The sequence below is a fragment of the Paenibacillus dendritiformis genome (assembly GCF_945605565.1).
Lineage (GTDB): Bacteria > Bacillota > Bacilli > Paenibacillales > Paenibacillaceae > Paenibacillus_B > Paenibacillus_B dendritiformis_A.
This window is the reverse complement of sequence record NZ_OX216966.1, coordinates 1,682,152-1,702,643: the sequence shown is the minus strand read 5'-3', so window position 1 is coordinate 1,702,643 and position 20,492 is coordinate 1,682,152. Positions and strand designations below refer to the sequence as shown.

Sequence of the window (20,492 nt, the reverse complement as noted above, 5' to 3'; positions counted from 1 at the left end):
ATCTTCCCTCCATCATGACATCGGAGCCGTCATCACTTCTTCTCCACAAAGCTTCGCGGCCAGCTCTCTCATGGCCGGACGGTTGATTTTCCCGTTAGGGAGCATCGGAAATTGGTCCATTACTCTATATTGAGAAGGGCGGCTTGCCGGCTCCAAATGTTCTCGGGCATGCTGCTTCACCCGTTCGAGGCTATATCCGCTCTCCTCTGCCAGAAGCAGGGCAACCAGGCGGCTTCCGCCGTTTTTGTGGGGAATGCCGACTACAGCCGCATCCCGGATTCCGCCGCATTGGCGAAGGGCTTGCTCCACATGCTCCGGACTGACGTTCATTTCCTTGACGACAATAATGTTTTTGATCCGGCCCTGAATGGTCAGATATCCCTCTTCGTCCACCGTGGCCAAATCTCCGGTGCGAAGCCATCCGTCTTCGGTAAAAGGCTGCTCCCCGTCATAGTCCAAAGGATAATAGCCCTTCATGATGCCAGGGCCGCGGAGCAGCAGCTCTCCACCTCCGTCTATCCGTATCTCCGTACCGTCCAAAGGCCGGCCGACAGAGCCCAGCTTATAATCGTTCACGGCGCTGAGCGCTACATTCGGACCCGCTTCGGACAGCCCGTATCCGTCCAGCAGCGGCAGGCCGACGGCTTCGATCCATTTCCGGTTCAGGGACACCGGGAGGATGTCTCCGCCGCATCCCCAGCTGCGAACCCGTTCGACGCCGCGCGCGGCCTCCGGGTGCTTGGAGAAGTACTCCGCCAGCATGCTGTAGAACGAAGAAGCGCCCTCCACCAGGGTGACTTCCATTTCCTCGAACAGGCGAATCAGCGAAGCGGGCCGGATGCTCTCCGGCAGGATGAGCGTCAAGGCGTGATGCTCCAGTATGTTCACGACCGAAGCGCCATAAGCCCCCCACAGCGGAACACATAAGCAGAGCCGATCATGAACGGTATAGGTCAGGCGCTTGACCGTTTCCCTATGCTGGTACTGAAGCCCCTGCTCGGTCCACATGACGAACTTGGGGATGCCGGAGACCGAGCCGGTCGTCCGGATAATGACCGCGACGTCATCAGGCAGGCTGGCGCCGGCATCGAAGCCGAGCCGCTCCAAGCGCAAGGCCCCCTCTTGTTCATGGCAGTAATAGGCGAGCTGCAGCTCCCGCAGCCGCGCTTGCGCATCGGGAAGAATGCCGATAATGACCGGAACCGCGCCGATGCGCCGGCATCCGAGATAAGCGGCGAGGAACAACAGCGGATCTTGAACCGACAGCCCGACCAGTGAGCGCGCGGTCACTTGTTCCCGATGCAAGGATTCGATAAATGATTCCAAAAGACGTTGAAACTGATCCGAGTAACGACGGGTTCCTATGTAAATTTGCAATGGTTCCCTTTTCATTGGATGTCACCGTACTGATCGAGGACCGTCACAGGAAGATCCTGATCCCATCCCGTTGCGATTTCAATGAGCGCGAAGCTTCCGTTCTCATTCCTCCGCTTGGCTTCCTTGAGGGCTGCCGCCAGCTCCTCACGGTTGCCCGGCTTGGCAAAGTATCCTCCCAGGCTGCGGACATACGGATCCAATTCGGAGCCCAGCACGAACTCGCAGCCAACCTCAACCCCCGCCTTGGCTTGCTGGAACCGGGGCCACGAATACCCTTGATTGTTAATGATGACGAACGTGATCCCCAATCTGCGCTCCGCCGCCGTAATCAATGCCCCTTGGCCCATCGCATAGGATCCGTCGCCGATGATCGTGACGACGCTGGCCTTGGCAGAGGCTAGCTTGGCTCCGATCGCCGCTCCCATCGGCAGGCCCAGGGCGGTCTGCTCTCCCGGAACCAGCGTTCTCCCGGCAGCCGAGGTGAAGATCGGGTAAGAATAGCCCCACATATCGTGCAATCCGTTATCCTGCACCAGAATGACTCCGTCAGCATCGAACTCCGTCAAGGCGAGATACGTGCTGCGAACCGGCGAACGCTCATAATCGGCCTGCCCCCATTGCCGGATTAACGCGGCTTTGGCCTGCTGCTGGCGCTCAAGCCACCTCTCCCTTGACCTCTGCCCGCGATCGGCGGGGACGGCGTCCAGCAGAGCCTGCAGCGTCAAGGATGCGTCTCCGAGCACCGGAAGCTCTCCGGTCAGGGCGCGCATGAGGCTGCTGTAATCGCAATCCACATGAATCAGCAAGCGGCCCGCCGCTGCCTCCTCCCAGCCCAAGAGCGCCGTCTCCTCCAGCTGCGAGCCGATCACGAGGAACAGATCGGCCTCTTCCAGCAGTTCCCTGGCCTCCGGCAGCGTATATAAGCCGACATTGCCGAACGCCTGGCGATGCTGTTCGTTCACGGCTCCCCGGCCGGAAGCCGTCGTGAACATCGCCGCTCCGTAATGCTCGGCTAGACGGGTAAAGAATGCCCCCGTGGATTTGTCGTTGCATCCGCCGCCGGCGATAAAGACCGGCTTCTCCGCCTCGCGCAGGAGCCCGGATAACCGATCGATCGTATCGGCGTCCGGTTGGACACGAGCGGGTGCCAGCGGCAATGCGCCAGCCTCCAGCTCCCATGAATACGGACCCTTCACAAGATCATGCGGTATTTCGAGATAGACCGGGCCCTGCCTTCCGTTCACGGCCATATGAAAGGCCCGCTGAAGCGCCCAGATCGCTTTGCTCTCATGCTCGACGCGGTAGCACCACTTCGTCACGGCCTGCATCATCGGAAGACTGTCGAACTCCTGGAATGCGCCCGTTCCCTTGGCTTCCCGCGAGGTGCCGCTGGAGATGACAATAAGAGGAACGCTGACCGAATAGGCTTCCAATACGCCGACCAGACCGTTGACCAGACCCGGCCCTGGACTGGCGGCATACACGGCAGGCCCCCGGCTTATCTGGGCGTACCCCATGGCCATGCCGACCGCGATGCGCTGATCTCGTGCTGTGCAAGCTTCCAGTCCGCCGCATTGGGAGGCAGCCTCAAGCAGCCCTTCTCCTTCTCCTACCATCCCAAACACGCAAGAGATTCCTGACTTTTTTAGAATTTTCGCATACAGATCCCAAATTTCACCATCCATAGACATTGTTCGACCCCTTATCCTGAAAAATGGCAATAGTTTAGATGCTGCTGTACCCTGCTGTCGTGATATTTGGAGAGTTGCGGAAAAAACGCGACACCTGTTCCGAAATAAGCAGCGGTTGGCTGATCGTGCGATCTTTATACCGAACATAGCTCGCTTTCATGCCGTAGCCGCCAAAAGGCCGGTTGCCATTTTCGATATCGAACAAGGTTGAATTGAGCGCAAGCATATGACTCGGCTTCAGCTTCTCAATCAACTCCGGTTCCCCGAACAAGCAGGCGCCGAAGGAGGACTCCACCCGCTGCTCCGAGAAAATCCAATCCGCGACTTCTTGCGCGCTGCCGTACTCAACCACGTTAAAAATGGGACAAAAATGCTCCTCCACCTCAGGCATCCGATCCATCGCAGACAGGAGAATCGTCGGTTCGACCAGCTTGCGGCTGACATCCACCTGACCGCCATGGATAATCCGATCCTTGTATTTGTCCAAGAAGAGCGAGGCCAGCAGCGGAATCTCATCATAAATGAGCGGGTTCACCTCCGTGTCCCTAGCCACGGTTACGCCCGTCTTCACTTGACGGACCCGGTCAAGGAGTCCGGCGACAAATTCGCTCTTCACCTCCCGGTGGACAAAAAAGACATTCGGGCACATGCAATCTTGTCCCGAATTGTACAGGCGGGATTGAACCGCCGCTTCGACGGCTTGCCCGATATCCGCTTGGGCTCCGACAATGAACGGGTTGACGCCCGATCCGAAAAAGAGAAACAAGGAAGACGGAAACTCGGCTTGAACCTCCAAACTGTTGTAATAGTCTCCCGTAAAGACGACGACATCGGCACCCTGCATATTCCTCCGGAACTCAACCTGCCCTACAGGATGCATCTCGATCGGCAAGGAAACCTGCCCGCCGATCCAGCGATGGATATCCATGGTCGGCAAGCTCACTTGGGAAGAGGGCCGGATGCAAATCCGCTTGCAGTAAGCGCTTGGGACAACCCCGTAAAGTATGTATGAATACAAAATGTTGTTGGACGAATGGAAAACTGCCATTTTATCGATAAAAGAGGGATGATACAAGGCAATTTCCTCCGCAGCTCCCCTTAGTACTTGAATACTGGAATCGATCTCGGCTTCTGCGCTGCGGTATGTAGAGATTCGGGTTAACATCGACCGCACCTCTGCCCGATGGGCTTCAAGACAAGAAGCCAATGTTTCCATATCTTTGATCCTGCATTCCCGCGCCTTTACCATGTCAAGAAATCACAACCTTTTATCGAAATATTCTAGCAAAATACAACAATGAACTTTATATGTTAAAACTAGGCCTCTTTGCGAAAAAATGTTATTATGGAGGCAATAGAGGCACTGGTTCGTACATATCAATGATCGTTAAAGCCGTGACCGCTTCCGGCCATGACCAATAGGAAGGGGGCTGGGTATCCAGCCCCTATGGGTAACTCAATTTCGTAATCTCTATCCATTGCTGCTTCATTATGCGATGACATGCGGTGATGTTATCTTGCGATGTTGGTAGCGGAGGAGTTCATAGTTCGTCTGATGATATACCGATAAGTAGTAGTTTATTCCTGTTTATCCCAATATATTACAAAGAATGAGAGCGGTCAAGGATAATACTCAGATTTCCATATTAAGAAATTTTATACGTTTTGTGAACTCTGCTTCCTTTCCATGGATTCTGTACACAAAAAAATACGACTTCCATCCAATACATCGGGATGAAAAGTCGTATTTGTTGATGTGCTCCCCTAGTGGCATGCTATGATTGCAGCAGCGCTTGCGCCGTGAATTGATCGGTTACGATAATATTGGCGTATTTGCCGACGAGCGCGGCCCGAATCGCTTCGACCTTATGCTGGCCCCCGGCAATGAGAATCGATTTCTCCTTCTTCCGCAGATCCGGCAAATCGATGCCGACGGTCCGGTTGTTAATATCTTCGCTGCATATATTCCCGTCCTTGTCGAAGAAGCGCGAACAGATGTCGCCGACACCGGTGCGCTGCAGCAGCTTCTTCTCTTCCTTGCTCAAATATCCCAACTGGAACAACAGCGCATCATCATTCACGGTGCCTACGGTAAAGACCGCGATATTGGCTTGCTTCCCCAATTGAATAATCCGGTGGATATGCCGATCTTCCTCCACCATCTGCTTCAGGGCAACGCTGTCGAATATAACGGGAAGCGGCAAATATCTGGCAATCGTCTGGAACGCCGCCGCGAATAAATTGACCGTCTCCGCCGCATACGTGTTGACATGGGAGTAGCTGATGCCGCCTTTTAATTGAACAACCTCTACGCCCCGCACCTGCTTCTCCTGAAGCCGAACCGCCACAGCGTGCATCGTTCTCCCCCAGGTTACGCCGATAATGTCCGTGTCCTGGACCGTCTCCTGTAAATAGTCGGCCGCTTTTTGGCTAATATTTTTCTGAATTTCGTGGTACTCATTCACGGGGGAATAGCATACGAGCGCCGTATCCAGTTCATACTTCTGCTTGACGCGCTCTCCCAATTCATCCAGATCCTCGAGCGGATCGACGATATTGATGCGAACATAGCCCTGATCTTTGGCATATTGCAGCAGCCTCGATACCGTCGGACGGGAGACGCCGAGCATGGATGCGATCTCGATTTGACTATAATCTGACATGTAATACATTCTTGCGGCTTCGATACTTAGCCGGCGTTTATCCTGATCCATCAATGACAACCCGCTTCTGTGGAATTATTCTCTTCATCCTGGCTTCTTGCCTGCAAAAATAAACAGTAGTGCAGATAGCAATATACTATCATACAAATTCAATCATTGAAACGAGTCCCTGCCCGCAGGGGCTGGAACCGGCCCTGGCATCCTGGCGCCGCGCCGTATGATGCCGTTCTGTTCATAAGATGCATTAGGCTGAACGATGGATATGATCTTGTCCTTTGGTTCACCTATAATAAAGAGAACACGCTCCTTGTGAACCTAGTCATCCGAAGACAGCGGACTATCCATGCGCGGTGCTCCGCGGGATCTGCGGATCGGAGTTACTTGGCTGTACCATGCGTTATCGCGTAAATGATGAACCCAAAAAAGGAGAGATGTACCTATGGAACTGAACAATCTCGCGAACAAGACGGCCCTCATTACCGGGGCAGGAAAAGGAATCGGCAAAGCATTAGCTGTCGCGCTTGCCAAGGAAGGCACGCATCTCGGGCTGATTGCCCGCACGCAGTCTGACCTGGAGGCGCTGAAGGCCGAGCTGGCCGGGCAATACGATGTCAAGGTTGCGATCACCGCAGCCGATGTCGGCGTGCAAGCCGAAGTGGAGCGGGCTGTCGCCTCCATTCAGGAGCAGCTCGGCGCGATTCATATTGTCATCAACAACGCCGGCATCGCCTCGTTCGGCAAGCTGGTCGACATGCCGGTACAGGAATGGGAGCGCATCATTCAGGTGAACCTGATGGGCACCTATTATGTCACACGCGCCGTGCTGCCGGGTCTGATCGCCCAGAACGAAGGCAGCATAATCAATATTTCCTCGACGGCGGGCGAGCGCGGCTTCGCGACCGGCTCTGCCTACAATGCATCCAAGTTCGCCGTCATGGGCTTGACCGAGGCGCTGATGCAGGAGGTGCGCAAGCATAACATTCGCGTCACGGCGCTCACGCCAAGCACCGTCAATACCGAACTGGCCGTGAACGCCGGGCTCAACATCGGCGATGAAGACCGGATGATGCAGCCTGAGGATGTCGCCGAGCTCGCGCTGGCTGCATTGAAGCTGCCGCAGCGCGTATTCGTCAAGACCGCCGGCATCTGGACGACGAATCCGCAGTAGTTCCTCCTGCCATTCCTATGAAAAAGAGGGGCATTTTCGCCCCTCTGTCTATTTTCTTGCCTATGATATCCATCCATATGAAGGGGATGTCTCATAAACAGTTTCTAGCTATAGTGAAAGTTTGCTTCTCCATGCTCAACATGCCGAAATTACGGCTAAAATGCAGCTTTTCATTATGACGTTAACTACGTTACATGAATTCCTGCAAAACTGCATCAATTTCAGCTTGTACAATAGAGGGGAAGCAAAAATCGGCGTAAATGCTGCACTTTTCAGGCTGTTGGAAAACCCCTGTTTTTTTGCGAAGGGGTGGAGATGGTCCATTTTCCTCATCCAAACTTGGCTCTCAGAGCGTTTTTAAATCGATTTTTTCTACCGGGTGAAGAGATCCATCACAGGTAAAAAGTCCCACATACTACTCAATAGCCTGATTTTACGGGATCCAAGCGACCGCGTCGGATGCTGGGGGCATCATCGCCTTCAGGAAGCATTATCGGCCTGCTGGAAGCATCGTTGCCTCCTGGGGCTTGGACGTGCGGAGGAAATTGCTGCTATTTTACAGGAATTTCGGCTTAATGAGTCCACATCCCGAGGAATTGCTGCAAATCTACATCATTTTAAGCCCTTTTGCTTCAAGCCGAAGCGAAACCGGGGAAATTCCTGTAATTTTGCAGGATTCCCTTTCTGGAAAAGTCGTCCATATCGAATTGCTGTATTTATGCAGGATTTCGCTTACCGGAATAGGCGTGTCTGGAGAATTCGTGGAGTTTTGCGGATTTCGCCTGCCGGATGGGCGTGTCTAGGGAAATGGTGCAGTTTTCAGGCCGGTAGAAATATCCATTCCCTACTCAAAACTTCTTTCTCAACAGCCTGACTTTTGCAGGAATTGCATCAGATCGGGGCTGAAATAGCGTAAATTGCTGCATTAACGCAGGATTCACTGCCTGTTCCATCTTCCGCCGCTTTTCCCGCCGCCGGATGTATAGATCAAGCTGAGCGATAACAAAAAAAACCGGATCCCCGCTCACGCAGAGATCCGGCCTATATCCGGTCTATCTTTATTATTCCGCTTTGACCAAAATTTTGACCTGGTTCTTCTCGGACAGGAGGGTGTCGAAGCCCTCGGTTACGACTTCGTCAAGCTTGATGCGCTTCGTCACGAGCTTGTCGGCAGGGAAATAGCCTTTTTCCATCAAGCTGATGACGGCCGGGAATACATCGCGGTAACCGATGATTCCCTTCATCGTCCGCTCCTTCATGACGATATCGTTCGGCATGATCGGAGCCTCGCGCTCGAAGATGCTCACAATCATCACTTCGCCGCCGAGACAGGTGGAATGAATCGCGTTCGTCAATACAGGGGGAACGCCGGTCACCTCATAAGCGACGTCTACGCCGCCATTGGTCCGTTCGTGAAGCTCTTTGACGACATCCACTTGGGATGGATCCAGCCCGATGGCGCCCAATTCCTCGGCTTTCTTGCGGCGCTGCTCGGACAGCTCCACGGCATAGATTTCCGCGGCTCCGGACGCTTTCAACGCCTCAATCACGAGCAACCCGATCGGCCCGGTTCCGAACACGGCAGCCCGATCGCCGACCTTCAGCTTGCTCTGGCGGACGGCATGCAGGGCAACCGCCGATGGCTCTACCAGCGCGCCTTGCTCATAGGACACGTTGTCCGGAATCTTATGCACCATATACTCTTCGGCCGCCACGTACTCGGAGAAGCCTCCGCCGCCTCCGGCCAGGCCAAGGAAGCCCATTGTGCTGCACAGATTGTATTTTCCTTGTCTGCAGGCTTCGCATTCGCCGCAAGCGTAGATCGGCTCGACGACGACGCGGTCTCCCGCTTGCACCTTGGTCACGCCTTCTCCGACTTCGACGACCTGTCCCGAGAATTCATGACCCATAACGATAGGCGCTTTCTCTCCCGTAATGGGATGAGGGGCGCCTTCCGGAATGAAGATAGGTCCTGCTGTATATTCATGTAAGTCGCTGCCGCAAATTCCGCACCATTCGACTTTGATTTTCACTTTGCCTTTGAGAGCCTTCGGTTCCTCGATGTTCTCCAGGCGCAAATCCTTCACGCCATGCCATCTCAAAGCTTTCACTGCGATCATCTCCCTGGACGTGTAGATAATGAGTGGTTCGATAGATTGAATGTGTGGAAAATGAATGATCATTTCGGAAACGTTTCCGATATTAAATATGTCACAACGTCACGCTAATGTCAAATCTGTTCCTAGTTTTTGTGAAATAATAATGAAGAATAGCGATTCTATGGTATGATGTTCTTGATTTGTTCACATGAGGAAGCTGGAAGCAATTCCGGAAAAGGCAGGAGGGATAGAGGGATGGGCCGCAGCAAAGTAACGATAGAGGACGTAGCCGCAAGAGCGGGGGTCGGGATCGCTACCGTCTCGCGGGCGATTAACGATGCGGAAGGCATTAGCGCGAAGACGAAGGCGAAGGTGATGGCCGCCGTCGAGGAGCTTGGATTCATTCCCAACACCTCTGCCCAGAGCTTGAAAGTGCGCCAGACGAAGCAAATCGCGCTCGCCGTGCCGGATATCCGGAATGCGTTCGTTCCGGAAATCGCCTATGCGGTCGAGCAGGCCGCCAAGCATTATGATTATCGCGTCGTTCAAATCAATACGCTAGGCAACGCGCGCGCAGAGCTGGAAATATTGAAGGAAGCCAAAAAGCTGCATGTCGATGGCCTGATCCTGCTGCCGCTCGCCTATCCGAAAACATTGAAGGACTGGATCAACAAATCCGGACTCCCGATTGCGATCATTAACTATGGCAAAAAATTGGACGCGGATATCAAAGCCGATATCGTGAGCATGTCAGCCCAGGAAGGCCGGCTTGCGATGGAGCATCTCCTCAGCATCGGCCGCACACGAATCGCGTATGCGGGCGCGCCCAAGGACATTATCGAGGAGCGGTTTTTCGCTTATGAGGACGCATTGCATCAAGTCGATATCTCCCTCGTCTATTTCGGCGACGATTTCTCGCTGCAGACCGGAATGAAGGCCGCGGATTACTTCGCCGGACTGGCGAATATGCCGGACGCCGTGTATGCGGGCAACGATATGATTGCGATCGGGCTGCTGAACCGGTTCAAGGAGTTAGGCGTCCGCGTGCCTGAAGATATCGCCGTTGTCGGGATCGACAATATTTTTTGGGGGACAATTACGACGCCGAAGCTGAGCTCCGTCTCGATTATGGGCGCGGAAGCGGCAAGAGTGGCCGCGGAGCTGCTGCTGAACCGGATAATCGAGCAGAAGCAGGGCGTGTATGAGCGGGTGCAATTCGAACCGCGCCTTATCGTGAGGGAGTCGAGCGTACCGATGACCCGGACTTCCCGGCAGTTGGATTGACACAGGTTCGGCCATAAAAAAAGAGGGGAGCCAATCCCCTCTGCCATCTATGCCGCCTTAATCATTGTCCCACTCATCATCATCGTCGGCGTCATCTACATCTTTATCCACAATTTTACCCGTATACTTGTCAATTTTATATTCGATGTCGCGATTTCCGCTTCGAATTTCGATCTCGTAGACGTTTTTGTCGGAATCGGCCTCAATCACCTTGCCCGGCGTATCTTGAAGAGCGATGGCGATCGCTTGCTTCTTCGAAATGCTTGCTGTCCGCTCCTGCGCTTGGCCTTGGCGGCGCTCACGCTGACGATCGTCCGCGTCATCGTCATCATCCCGTTCGACCTTGAGCACCTTGCCGGACACGGCATCCAAGGTCACTTCATTGTCGTCACGGCCGTCTGCCGTCATGATTTCGACCTCAAATACCGTACGGCCGTTCTCTTTTTTCAACTCGACGCTTCGGATGTCGCCGTTGATTTCCCGAAGAGCAATCTCCTCGGCCTGCTTCGAAGTCAGGATTTGGCTCCCGTTCGTCAAGCTCTTCACGGAGCCGTTCGCCGTGCCTGCGGCCGCGGCCGCCCCTACGGCCCCTCCAAGCAATAATAAGCCTGCCATGCTGGCGATAAATGTGCGCTTCATATCCTATTGCCTCCTTCATAAGGTGTTACCCTTACTATAGACAACGAAAATGAGGATACGCGGATAGAAAAATGAGAATTTGCTGAGAAGCAGCCGAACTTCCCGATCGGCCTCAATCATCCCAGGTGACCGACTTGACTTCCCCGGTTATCGCGTTGATCTGAACCGTTCCATCCTCGCCGTCTTCCCGATCGATTTCGACCAGGTAATAGGCGACGCCGCCCGACTGGATCAGGTCGATGTCATCGACTTTACCGTCTACCGTCTTGAGCGCGATAGCGGCCGCTTCCTCTTTCGTAATCCGTTTTTGGGGCTTCGGCTTCGGCTTCGATTCAGCGGGCGGCTTCTGCTGATCCGGTTCCACGGCGGGCGGTGTGGCTTCCGGCTCTGGTGCAGCTTTTGTCCTTGTCATCCCGCCGATTCTTCCTTTATCCTTGTCAATATCGACTTCATACGTTCCCGTATTCAGCTCCATCGTCACCCGGTAGGCATGCGGAAGCTCGCTGACTTCCACGACTTCGCCCTTGTACATCTCCTTCACTTTGCTGGCCGCCTCGGCCGCGGACAAAGGCTCGGCAAAGGTAATCAGGCGAACAAGCTGCCAGATCACAATGGCAAAGAACGCAATGACGGCTGCGCCCAGCCATGCTTTTTTCATGTTTGCGCCTCCCTATTTCCAGACTCCCTTACCGGTTTTGCTACAGTATACATGAGCAACATGAGAAATCGCTGAGCTTGAGCTTGCGCTACTCTATATATGTGCGAGTTCAAAACGGCCGGCTCTCAGCACCGATAAGATTGCGTGAAGGGGTCATCTTAAATGTGATTCGAACCTTGGTGCCATGGCCTTCAATGCTCTCGATACGAATATCGGCTTCCAGCGCGTCGGCAATCTCCTTGGCAAGCGCCAGGCCCAGGCCGAAGCCTCCCTTCGCTCTTGTTCTGGCCTTATCGACCCGGTAGAACCGGTCGAAAATTTTGTCCAACGAATCCGCCGGGATGCCGATGCCCCTGTCGCTAACCTCGACCACCGCTGTTCGGCCTTCTTTTTTGATGCAGACTCCGATCGCTTCCTCGCTATATTTGCGCGCATTATCCATCACGATATAGAACAACTGTTTGCATTTCTGAACATCCGTCTCGATGATCACGTCCGCTTCCCGCTGGAGCGTGATGTCACGGTGGTACGCCTTCTGAAAAGCGCGGACCCATTCTTCAACCATGTGCCCCAGATCAATGGGCTCCATCGTGACCTTCCACATCTCATCATGCTTCGCCAGCAGCAGCAATTGCTGGGTCAGATCCTTCATTCGAATGGCTTCCGAATGTATCGCCTCGACCGACTCGTCGAACAGCTCGGGCTGCTCCCTCCCCCTTCGTTGCAACAGGGATGCATAGGATTCGATAATCGTAAGCGGCGTCTTCAGTTCATGGGATGCATTGGAAATGAATTGGCCCTGCTTCTCATAGTTCACCTCGAGCAGATCCATCATATGATTGAACGTGTCGCCCATTTGGTAGAGCTCATCTTTGGACTTCTTCGGCAGCGGAATCCGCTTGAACTGCCCGCTTCGCTGAATATCGCGCATCGTCGCAATCATCGATGAGATCGGCCGGGTGATGAAGTTGCTCAGCAGCTTGGACGAGATCAGGACAGGAAGGATGGCAAGCCCCGACACCAGAATCAGGACCACTCGCAAAATATTGAGCATGTCGGCGGTTGGCTTCAAGCTTTCCGTTACTTGCAGATTGGCTACCTCTCCGCCATGCCATACGATCGGAAGCGACACAAAGACATGCGGAATCCCCTGATAGGTGACAATGTCGCGCACTTCCTGCCGATAATAAGCAACGGGGAGATCACGAAGCGCCTTCAGCTCCGGCGGCGCAACCGCCGCACCCCGGCTTCCGTCCGCATTGACGATCTGGAGAATGCCATGGAGCGGCGCATAAGCCCGCAACAGATCATCCGGCGGAATCGACGTGCCGGCCTGATTGATTCCCGCCAGCGCTTGCTGCGCTTCGGCGGCCACTCTGTCCGCCTCGCTATCCAACATCATGCCGCTGAAAATATAATAAATGGCCGCACTTACAATCAGGATGAGCGCGATGAACAATACCGATGTATAGAGATTGATTTTATTTCTCAGCTTCATCTCGGATCCCTCAGCACATAGCCTACTCCGCGCACGGTATGAATCAGCGCCGTATCATAGGGCTTGTCGACCTTATGGCGAAGATAGCGAATATAGACATCGACAATATTCGTATCCCCGTAATAGTCGTATCCCCACACTCCATCCAATAGCTGCTCCCTGCTCAGGACCTGCCGGGCATGCTTCATCAGATATGCGAGCAGGTCGAACTCGCGGGGCGTCAGTTCAATGCGGTCTTCCCCGCGCTTCACTTCATGCGTCAGCTCGCTCAAGCTCAGATCGGCGACCGTGATCCACTCGGGCTCGATCTCGGCGGCCGGGGGCAGCCGTCTCATTCGCAGCGAGGCACGGATGCGCGCCAGCAGCTCTTCGATCTGAAACGGCTTCGTCACATAATCATTGGCCCCGAGATCAAGGCCCGATACTTTATCCTCCACGGAGTCCTTCGCGGTCAGCATCACGACCATCGTATGCGGGTCATGGGAACGGATGCGGCGCAGCAGTTCGATTCCGCTAATGCCGGGGAGCATCACATCCAGCAATATCAGGTCCCAGGACTGCTCCTGGAAAAGCCGGAACCCCTCCAGGCCGTCCAATGCCTTGCCGACTTCATACCCTTCATACGTCAGCTCCAGCTCCAGTACGCGGGCAATTTTTTCTTCATCTTCGACGATCAATATTTTGGGCTTATCCATATCGGCCTCGCTCTCCTTTGATTCACGCACAGGTTATATATGATAAAGTCTCCAACTTCAAAGTAAACTCTTCCCCTGCTTCAGAATTTAGTATAAACCGTGCCCTGTATTCCGTCTAACGTGAAGCCCTTATTTCCCGGAAAATAGGAACTCCGTCATAACAAGCAAGCTCACCGTCGGCCTCTGCTTCATGTTCACCGATTCGGAATGGTATGATGAAGGCAACAAAGATTATCGGAGGGCCCCGCCATGGATAAGCGAATTAAAGAATGGATTGATGCCGCGCAGCAGAAATTCGGATTGGACAATTATGACTTGCATTCCCATGAAGTGTACCGTGAAGTCACCCCGCTGAACGAAACCGACTATGTTCTCAGCATGGAATGGTTCCCTTCCCATATCACGGAATGGAAGGAGGATTGCAATCCGGAGGGGACTGCGGTTATTACGGTTCATTTGCATACCGGCCAATATAAAAGCGTCATTTTCGTGGGCGGGAAGTCATTTGCTGCGGGGACGCCGTTCCAACATGCCGGTCGGGATGACGTTATCCGTTGGATTGAGGCGGAAGCCGGGATCGTGTATGGCAAGCAGTTCCGCCTGGACAAGGAACAGGAAGGAGAATATCACTTTACCGAATGCATCGATGGCGTGCCCATCTCTCCCGGCGGGCGGGCAGAGCTTCGGTTCGACGCAGAGGGCAAGCTTACCTTCTACAGCGTGTACGGAACGTTCCCATCCCGTTCCCTTCTCGAAGAAGCAGACTATTCGCTTACGCTGGAAGCGGTGGAGCCGCTGGCGAGAAGGCAATTGAAGCTGCTGGAGCTTCCCTTGCTGGAGGAGCAGCGGATCATTTCGGTGTACGGTCTGGAGGAAATCTATATTGCCAATGATGGGTTAACCGCCATCCCGTTCGAGCTCAACAGGAATGCAGGAATGAGCGTGAATATCGACAAGCTGATGACTTGGGAGCAGCCGACTGCGGCTACGGAACCGGAACCTATGGAAAGAATCGAGCTGGATTTTCACGAGACCGTTACGCTGGAACAAGCGGCATCCCGTGAGCCGCATCCCGATACCTTTCCGATTACGGAGGAGGAACAAGTCAAGTGTATGGACGCTGCCGAAGCCGCCCTGCGCCAGCTCTATCCGCAGGATTCGGGACAGTGGGTGCTCAAGAGCTTGCAGCGGGAACGAGGCTGCATTCAAGCGGTCTTGAGACAGAGCACGCCCAGCAAGCGGGTTTTCCAGCGAAAGCTGCTCCTGTTCATCGATCCCCATTCGTACACAGTCATCAATTATATGGATAACGCGCCGCTGCTCTCCATGTTCGATGAGTTCCAATTCGAAGAGAAGGTTGCCATCAGCCATGAGGAGGCCTATGACAAGCTCAAGGGTCGGCTCGAATTAATGCCAGTGTACGTGTATGATCCGGAGCGGAAAAAGTATCTGCTCTGCGGCAAGCTGGATTGTCACTACGGCGTGATGGCCGCTAGCGGGGACGTGGTGGAGTTGAATAGCTTATAATGAGATGCCAAAGCCTGCGCCCGAATCTTACAATTACCTTACGATGCATCCAGGGAGAAGGAGTTCGCAGGCAGAGAGCGAATCATTCCTAATCAGGCAGACAGGGGGAATAACGGATGCATAACACGGTGTTAATCGCCGATGACGAGCCGGACATCGTGAGTCTGCTCAAGCTCTATTTGGAAGCCGAGGGCTTATCCGTGCTGGAAGCGGGGAACGGCGCGGAGGCTATGGATATGCTGCGCAACGAGCCTGTCGATCTTGCGATCGTCGATATTATGATGCCGGAACTGGACGGATATCAATTGATCAAGAGCGTCCGGAAGGAATGTAAGCTTCCGATCATCATTATTTCCGCCAAAAATCGGGACGCGGATAAAATTATCGGACTGGGCCTGGGGGCGGATGATTTCATTACGAAGCCGTTCAGTCCTCTGGAAGTGGTGGCGCGCGTTCAGGCTCAACTGCGCCGCACGTATGAATTCAACGATAATCCGGCTGTTCAGGACAGCCCGCATACGCGCGTCGGCGCCTTCGTGCTGGATCACCATTCCTGCGCTCTCTACAAACGCGGCGAACCTATTGCGCTTAGCGCGAACGAATACAAGCTGCTGAAGCTGCTGATGGGTTCACCAGGACGTATTTTCACGAAAAAGCAAATTTTCGAGAAGGTTTGGTCCGAGCCGTATATCGCCGATGACAACACCGTCATGGTGCAAATCAGCCGATTGCGGGAAAAGATCGAGGACCAGCCGAGAAATCCGGTCTATCTCAAAACGATCCGGGGGCTCGGTTACCGGTTTGCGAAAGAGGAAGAGTGCCGTGAGCAACCGCAATAAGCTGTTTAATCTTTTGATGAAAAATTATATATTCTTCTCTTTTACATTGGGACTGATTATGTTCGGGCTACTGAGCTTGCTCGCTTACCAGCTGGATCGCGAGTTGAACGGGCCGCGGCCCGCGTATCTGACGGCCAGTGAGATTGTCCGGCCGCACGTGGAGGAGATTCCATCGGAGGCGATCCAATCCTTCGGCGGTTGGGTGGAGATCCTGAATGAACAGTTGGAGATCGTGCATGTCGAGGGCAAGAAGCTGGATCAGGCGACTGCCTATACGGAAAAAGATCTTAACGCCCTGTTATACGATCAAAAAGACAAGACGTACACGGTCTCGCTCGCTCCGTTTACGGCGCATGACGGACAGAACCGCTATGTTCTTGTCAAAATTCCTGCCCAATATGCGGCCCAAAATATTGAGCTTAAGGAAATGAACCGCGATGAACATAAGATATTCACCAAAATCATGCTGCAAATCTTGGCGTTATTCATCGTGTTGTTCAGCCTTAATACTTATTTCTACAGCCGATGGACAGCGCGCAAAATTACGAATCCGCTAAGCGCTGTCGCGGAAGCCATCAAAAACGTGGCGAACGGCCATTACTATAAAAGACTGAATGTAAAAGCGAACCACGAAATCGCGCAAATTCAGGAGCATTTTAACGTAATGGCTGACCGGCTGGAGAAGGCGGAGCAGGAGAAGAAAAGACTGGAGGCGAACAAGCAGCGGATGCTTGTCGATATTTCACATGATCTGAAAACGCCGATCACCACGATTCAGGGTTACGTGGAGGCTTTGCAGTTGGGGCTCATTCATGATGAAGACAAGAAGCAGAAAACGTTGACCCTGATTCAAGATAAGACACAGCTGGTAGCGTCCTTGATCGAGGATGTGTTCGAGCTGTCCAAGCTGGAGCTCCCGGACTATCCGCTTACGACCGAAGTGTCGGACATTGCCGAATGTCTGCGCGAGATCGCCGCCGAATGGTATGGCCCGTTCGAGGACAAGCAGTTCATCTTCGAATATGCCATTCCTGCGCATGAAGTGAACATCCCGTTCAACGCGAAATTGGTAAACCGGGCCATCTCCAATCTGCTGGCTAACGCACTGAAATATAATCCGGAAGGTACTCGTGTATCCCTTGAATTGGCGGAGAGGAACGAAGAGATCGAGATTATCATCGCCGATAACGGCATCGGCATCGCGCAGGAGCTGCAGGACAAAATATTCGATGCCTTCGTCCGCGGCGATCAATCCCGGAGAAGCGATGGCGGGAGCGGGCTCGGCCTGACGATTTGCAAGCATATCGTCGAGAAGCACCGGGGCGGGATTCGCTTGCATGTGTTAGATAGCGGAATGGAGAGCACAGCCGGCAGGCATGGCACGATATTCCGAATTGTGCTGCCAAGAAAATAATAGACGGGCACAGCAAAAAAGCCGCTTTCCCATGAACTTGTTCAGGGAAAGCAGCTTCTCGTCGGTGAATGCACCTTACGCTTCGCCGGCCGGCGGCGTGAAGGTGCGCTTCGCGAGCTCGGCATCGAGCATATAGAAGGCATTGCTATCATTATCGATGCGGCGCAGCTTCTGAATGATGCCGTCGAAGGTCGCTTCTTCCTCTACCTGCTCGTCAATGAACCACTTGAGGAAGTTGATCGTCGCATGCTCCCGCTCATCCCACGCGATATCCGACAATTCATAGATTCGCTTGGTCACCGTCTGTTCATGCTCATAGGAATGCTCGAAGGCGTCCAGCAAGGAGCCGTACTCATTCTGCGGATGGTCCATGCCGCTGACAATGGCCCGTTTGCCCAGTGCATTGATAAAGTGGTAAATTTTCATCCCGTGGAATTTCTCTTCCTCCGACTGCACGATGAAAAAGTTCGCGAACCCGTCAAAGCTCTCCGACGAACAATAAGCCGCCATCGCCAGGTACACCTGGGAAGAATAAAATTCATAATTCATTTGATCGTTCAACTTCGCAAGCAGCTTGTCGCTTAACATCGGATCACTCCCCTAATTAGCTTGTCTGGATGAGAAGCAAGCACATCCCGCTTGTACAAGCGCCGCACGCAAGCCCCGAGCAAGCCTTATGTGCCGGCTGTATCCTTCTTTATCTTGTACAGCTCGCTTCCTTCTATTCTCAGTATGTTGGAAAATGCCGGCGATGTAAAGGGGATTATGGGCTGTGCTGAAGGTCGGGATGAATTTGGAGAATGAGCTTTTTCTTGCTCTCATCATCTTTCCGGCTAACCCAGTATTCAATGAAAGTCGCGTTATAGTGCGCACTGAACCGCTCCTCAACCGATATCCGATCATAAGCTTCTTGCGTGCCGTTCACGGTGACTTGAACGGCATTTCCATCGAATGCGAGATTCGTTTGGATGACTCCGCCTTCTTTGGTGCTCGCCAAAACCTTGATTTCGTCCTTTACTTTATGCTTCACGTTCTCCACAAACTGATCCAACCGCTGCAGGTTGCGAATTTCTCTATGGCTCCAGAAAATCTCATCCTCGTGAGCTTCCGATTCGCTCGACGCTTGTTTTGTCTCACCAACGGTGTCATGATTTGAAGTGGTTCCCGTCTGACCTGTTAGATCGTGATTCGATGGCGAATAGGAGCATCCGTGTAGAATGACGATGCCCGTCACGAGAGCACCCCATAATTTCCCCATTCACATCCCCCTGTCATCGTAAAAATACCCCGCATTAAACGGGGATTATTGATAAACATATTCAATAGTCGCATTTTCCACTAGGGAATGAACCCATTCATCGAAGTACGCGTTCCCTTTCTTCTGGACATAGCTGTGAGTAAACTGACTGACCAAAGCGCGATTTTCCTCTTTATCATACTCGCTTTGTTCCTGAATTAACCCTTCGGCTACCATTTCCGCTTTAACAAGTTCAACATCAATGGGGTTGTCCTTTACATAATCAGACATGATTTTGTCTCTCGCCCCTTGATACAGCATTCGCAGCTTCAATGCCTCCCTATAATTGTCGATATCCCCGTATTGCTTGATGGCCAGATCGTAGAACAAGTTTTGATTCATGTTTTTTAAAGCATCGATTTTATGATCTAACTCGGCTTCATCCACCGTAATTCCCAGTTTGCCGGCTTCCTGGAGCACAAGCACCTCTTCAATTGCGCTTTTCACGACGTCTTCTTCGGAGACCTTGACGAATTCCCCTTTATCCTCATAGCGCTCTAACACACTTTCAATTTCCTCATGGGAAATGATCTCGCCATTCACCTGAATCAGCGAAAAGTCAGACTTGCTCGAACAACTGATGATGATAAAGCACAGCAGAAAAACAAAAAGACAAGAAACGATCTTTTTTCCTTTGAAGTGCATCATCACACCCCCTTATGATAAGAACAAGAACTTCCTTCCCAATTCTATGAATTGAGAAGGAAGAATCGTTACCGCCTCCTATTAATACTTGTTCCTGGCAGCATACCAATCGGCATGATGCCCTTTGCAGAACCGATCGATAAACCCAAAGCCAACGGCCGTCATCACGCAATTTTTCCCGTCATAATTCGAGCCGCTCTCTTCTTCATCGTGGCGCAGACCATACATATGCCCCGCTTCATGCTGTGTCGTTTCCGCATTTGTACTATACCCGTTGTCAAAAATAGTAGAATAAGGATTGCCAAGCGTTGCGATCCCCGCAATATTGGAATTATCGCTAGGTTTGAGCCCCGAGAACGCAATCATGATATCCGCCTTTTGATTGCCGTTGTAAGTCAAACCGTGTTTGTTCCGCGCATCGTTCAATAATCCGGAGCTGGTGGTTGAAGAAGATTGCCATAGAGGTTGAGCCACGGACAAGAAGTTGATGCCGAATTGCTCCTTCAAGGCCGTACCGGCACGGGTAACTACTCGATTTGCTTCATAGGCATAGTTTTGGTACGTAGAGCGCCATTTCTGATCGACAGGAGAGGTGACATTGACGGTAATGTTCGCCATTCTGAAAGCCGGTCTATCATATTCAAAAATGGCCTCCCCGACATAAGGCACAGCCTGTCCAGGTATCTTCAGCTTTACTTCTAACGTATTGTTGACTGCTGCGTTGATGTCGTGATCATGACCGCTATGACCTGCTGCATACATCGGACTGGCAGACACAAGGAGCAAGAGCGACGCAAATAGAATAGCAAGCTTCTTCTTCATTACAAAATCCTCCCTTTGTTTTCCTATTTTGATACGGCGAATCTACTCGGATCGAGCTTTCCCCCCTTTCATTGCAGCGTGTTGCGATCAATGACCTGTCTCGTCGGCACACTCATCAGACCAGCCATTGTTCAACAACTTACTTATATAACGTTGGAATTTATCAAAAACTAACG

General features: G+C 52.8%; 19 protein-coding genes. 6 read left to right on the top strand and 13 right to left on the bottom strand.

Features of this window, described 5'->3' with window-relative positions; all coding sequences use genetic code 11:
- Positions 1 to 12: 12 nt before the first annotated feature.
- The 4 genes from NNL35_RS07385 to NNL35_RS07370 form a co-directional block, all read right to left on the bottom strand.
- Positions 13 to 1,326 carry a class I adenylate-forming enzyme family protein gene (locus NNL35_RS07385; RefSeq protein ID WP_006679155.1) on the bottom strand — a complete coding sequence of 438 codons (1,314 nt, stop codon included), beginning with the start codon at positions 1,324 to 1,326 and terminating at the stop codon, positions 13 to 15.
- 62 nt (positions 1,327 to 1,388) lie between these two features.
- Positions 1,389 to 3,062 carry a thiamine pyrophosphate-binding protein gene (locus NNL35_RS07380; RefSeq protein WP_276540124.1) on the bottom strand — a complete coding sequence of 558 codons (1,674 nt, stop codon included), beginning with the start codon at positions 3,060 to 3,062 and terminating at the stop codon, positions 1,389 to 1,391.
- Between the two features lie 40 nt (positions 3,063 to 3,102).
- Positions 3,103 to 4,011, bottom strand: coding sequence for an aldehyde dehydrogenase family protein (locus NNL35_RS07375; protein ID WP_254553102.1), 909 nt, complete (start codon positions 4,009 to 4,011; stop codon positions 3,103 to 3,105).
- An 832-nt stretch (positions 4,012 to 4,843) separates the two neighbouring features.
- Positions 4,844 to 5,782: a DNA-binding transcriptional repressor DeoR gene (locus tag NNL35_RS07370; RefSeq protein ID WP_006679152.1), complete on the bottom strand. Its 939-nt coding sequence runs from the start codon at positions 5,780 to 5,782 to the stop codon at positions 4,844 to 4,846.
- A 388-nt stretch (positions 5,783 to 6,170) separates the two neighbouring features.
- Between NNL35_RS07370 and NNL35_RS07365 the strand changes: the two genes are divergently transcribed.
- A complete protein-coding gene (locus NNL35_RS07365) occupies positions 6,171 to 6,899 on the top strand; it encodes a 3-ketoacyl-ACP reductase (protein WP_006679151.1) in 729 nt (242 codons plus the stop codon).
- Between the two features lie 575 nt (positions 6,900 to 7,474).
- On the top strand, positions 7,475 to 7,702 hold the full coding sequence (locus NNL35_RS07360) for a hypothetical protein (protein ID WP_254553100.1): 228 nt from the start codon (positions 7,475 to 7,477) through the stop codon (positions 7,700 to 7,702).
- Positions 7,703 to 7,960: 258 nt separating this feature from the next.
- On the opposite strand, the gene NNL35_RS07355 is transcribed toward NNL35_RS07360, so the two are convergent.
- On the bottom strand, positions 7,961 to 9,010 hold the full coding sequence (locus NNL35_RS07355; protein WP_006678987.1) for a 2,3-butanediol dehydrogenase: 1,050 nt from the start codon (positions 9,008 to 9,010) through the stop codon (positions 7,961 to 7,963).
- A gap of 243 nt (positions 9,011 to 9,253) precedes the next feature.
- Between NNL35_RS07355 and NNL35_RS07350 the strand changes: the two genes are divergently transcribed.
- Positions 9,254 to 10,282: a LacI family DNA-binding transcriptional regulator gene (locus NNL35_RS07350; protein ID WP_006678986.1), complete on the top strand. Its 1,029-nt coding sequence runs from the start codon at positions 9,254 to 9,256 to the stop codon at positions 10,280 to 10,282.
- Between the two features lie 57 nt (positions 10,283 to 10,339).
- Here the strand turns inward: NNL35_RS07350 and NNL35_RS07345 are convergent, their stop codons facing one another.
- The 4 genes from NNL35_RS07345 to NNL35_RS07330 all read right to left on the bottom strand — a co-directional run bounded on the left by NNL35_RS07345 (position 10,340) and on the right by NNL35_RS07330 (position 13,772).
- Positions 10,340 to 10,921, bottom strand: coding sequence for a PepSY domain-containing protein (locus NNL35_RS07345; protein ID WP_006678985.1), 582 nt, complete (start codon positions 10,919 to 10,921; stop codon positions 10,340 to 10,342).
- A gap of 112 nt (positions 10,922 to 11,033) precedes the next feature.
- On the bottom strand, positions 11,034 to 11,579 hold the full coding sequence (locus NNL35_RS07340; RefSeq protein WP_006678984.1) for a PepSY domain-containing protein: 546 nt from the start codon (positions 11,577 to 11,579) through the stop codon (positions 11,034 to 11,036).
- Positions 11,580 to 11,688: 109 nt separating this feature from the next.
- Positions 11,689 to 13,077, bottom strand: a complete 1,389-nt coding sequence (locus NNL35_RS07335; protein ID WP_006678983.1) for a sensor histidine kinase — start codon at positions 13,075 to 13,077, stop codon at positions 11,689 to 11,691.
- Entirely contained in the window at positions 13,074 to 13,772 is a 699-nt protein-coding gene (locus tag NNL35_RS07330) for a response regulator transcription factor (protein WP_006678982.1), read from the bottom strand. Before NNL35_RS07330 ends, NNL35_RS07335 begins: the two co-directional genes overlap by 4 nt.
- A 249-nt stretch (positions 13,773 to 14,021) precedes the next feature.
- On the opposite strand from NNL35_RS07330, the gene NNL35_RS07325 reads away from it, so the two are divergent.
- The 3 genes from NNL35_RS07325 to NNL35_RS07315 all read left to right on the top strand — a co-directional run bounded on the left by NNL35_RS07325 (position 14,022) and on the right by NNL35_RS07315 (position 17,552).
- Positions 14,022 to 15,299: a hypothetical protein gene (locus tag NNL35_RS07325; protein ID WP_006678981.1), complete on the top strand. Its 1,278-nt coding sequence runs from the start codon at positions 14,022 to 14,024 to the stop codon at positions 15,297 to 15,299.
- A 116-nt stretch (positions 15,300 to 15,415) separates the two neighbouring features.
- The gene (locus NNL35_RS07320; protein ID WP_006678980.1) at positions 15,416 to 16,138 is read left to right on the top strand and encodes a response regulator transcription factor; all 723 of its coding nucleotides are present in this window, start codon (positions 15,416 to 15,418) and stop codon (positions 16,136 to 16,138) included.
- 16 nt (positions 16,139 to 16,154) lie between these two features.
- A complete protein-coding gene (locus NNL35_RS07315) occupies positions 16,155 to 17,552 on the top strand; it encodes a sensor histidine kinase (RefSeq protein ID WP_254553098.1) in 1,398 nt (465 codons plus the stop codon).
- Positions 17,553 to 17,627: 75 nt separating this feature from the next.
- Here the strand turns inward: NNL35_RS07315 and NNL35_RS07310 are convergent, their stop codons facing one another.
- The 4 genes from NNL35_RS07310 to NNL35_RS07295 form a co-directional block, all read right to left on the bottom strand.
- A complete protein-coding gene (locus tag NNL35_RS07310; protein WP_006678978.1) occupies positions 17,628 to 18,140 on the bottom strand; it encodes a ferritin in 513 nt (170 codons plus the stop codon).
- Between the two features lie 175 nt (positions 18,141 to 18,315).
- Positions 18,316 to 18,810 carry a DUF4362 domain-containing protein gene (locus NNL35_RS07305; protein ID WP_254553096.1) on the bottom strand — a complete coding sequence of 165 codons (495 nt, stop codon included), beginning with the start codon at positions 18,808 to 18,810 and terminating at the stop codon, positions 18,316 to 18,318.
- Positions 18,811 to 18,855: 45 nt separating this feature from the next.
- Positions 18,856 to 19,494, bottom strand: coding sequence for a SurA N-terminal domain-containing protein (locus NNL35_RS07300; protein WP_254553094.1), 639 nt, complete (start codon positions 19,492 to 19,494; stop codon positions 18,856 to 18,858).
- Between the two features lie 81 nt (positions 19,495 to 19,575).
- The gene (locus NNL35_RS07295; protein WP_254553092.1) at positions 19,576 to 20,316 is read right to left on the bottom strand and encodes a M12 family metallo-peptidase; all 741 of its coding nucleotides are present in this window, start codon (positions 20,314 to 20,316) and stop codon (positions 19,576 to 19,578) included.
- Positions 20,317 to 20,492: the final 176 nt, after the last annotated feature.

What these genes read in the sequence shown, in the direction of transcription:
- NNL35_RS07360 (WP_254553100.1), top strand. Translation starts at nt 7,475, where the DNA reads ATGAGTCCACATCCCGAGGAATTGCTGCAAATCTACATCATTTTAAGC.
- NNL35_RS07380 (WP_276540124.1), bottom strand. Translation starts at nt 3,062, where the DNA reads ATGGATGGTGAAATTTGGGATCTGTATGCGAAAATTCTAAAAAAGTCA.
- NNL35_RS07300 (WP_254553094.1), bottom strand. Translation starts at nt 19,494, where the DNA reads ATGCACTTCAAAGGAAAAAAGATCGTTTCTTGTCTTTTTGTTTTTCTG.
- NNL35_RS07325 (WP_006678981.1), top strand. Translation starts at nt 14,022, where the DNA reads ATGGATAAGCGAATTAAAGAATGGATTGATGCCGCGCAGCAGAAATTC.
- NNL35_RS07365 (WP_006679151.1), top strand. Translation starts at nt 6,171, where the DNA reads ATGGAACTGAACAATCTCGCGAACAAGACGGCCCTCATTACCGGGGCA.
- NNL35_RS07370 (WP_006679152.1), bottom strand. Translation starts at nt 5,782, where the DNA reads ATGGATCAGGATAAACGCCGGCTAAGTATCGAAGCCGCAAGAATGTAT.
- NNL35_RS07305 (WP_254553096.1), bottom strand. Translation starts at nt 18,810, where the DNA reads ATGGGGAAATTATGGGGTGCTCTCGTGACGGGCATCGTCATTCTACAC.
- NNL35_RS07320 (WP_006678980.1), top strand. Translation starts at nt 15,416, where the DNA reads ATGCATAACACGGTGTTAATCGCCGATGACGAGCCGGACATCGTGAGT.
- NNL35_RS07345 (WP_006678985.1), bottom strand. Translation starts at nt 10,921, where the DNA reads ATGAAGCGCACATTTATCGCCAGCATGGCAGGCTTATTATTGCTTGGA.
- NNL35_RS07350 (WP_006678986.1), top strand. Translation starts at nt 9,254, where the DNA reads ATGGGCCGCAGCAAAGTAACGATAGAGGACGTAGCCGCAAGAGCGGGG.
- NNL35_RS07315 (WP_254553098.1), top strand. Translation starts at nt 16,155, where the DNA reads ATGAAAAATTATATATTCTTCTCTTTTACATTGGGACTGATTATGTTC.
- NNL35_RS07340 (WP_006678984.1), bottom strand. Translation starts at nt 11,579, where the DNA reads ATGAAAAAAGCATGGCTGGGCGCAGCCGTCATTGCGTTCTTTGCCATT.
- NNL35_RS07335 (WP_006678983.1), bottom strand. Translation starts at nt 13,077, where the DNA reads ATGAAGCTGAGAAATAAAATCAATCTCTATACATCGGTATTGTTCATC.
- NNL35_RS07310 (WP_006678978.1), bottom strand. Translation starts at nt 18,140, where the DNA reads ATGTTAAGCGACAAGCTGCTTGCGAAGTTGAACGATCAAATGAATTAT.
- NNL35_RS07330 (WP_006678982.1), bottom strand. Translation starts at nt 13,772, where the DNA reads ATGGATAAGCCCAAAATATTGATCGTCGAAGATGAAGAAAAAATTGCC.
- NNL35_RS07295 (WP_254553092.1), bottom strand. Translation starts at nt 20,316, where the DNA reads ATGAAGAAGAAGCTTGCTATTCTATTTGCGTCGCTCTTGCTCCTTGTG.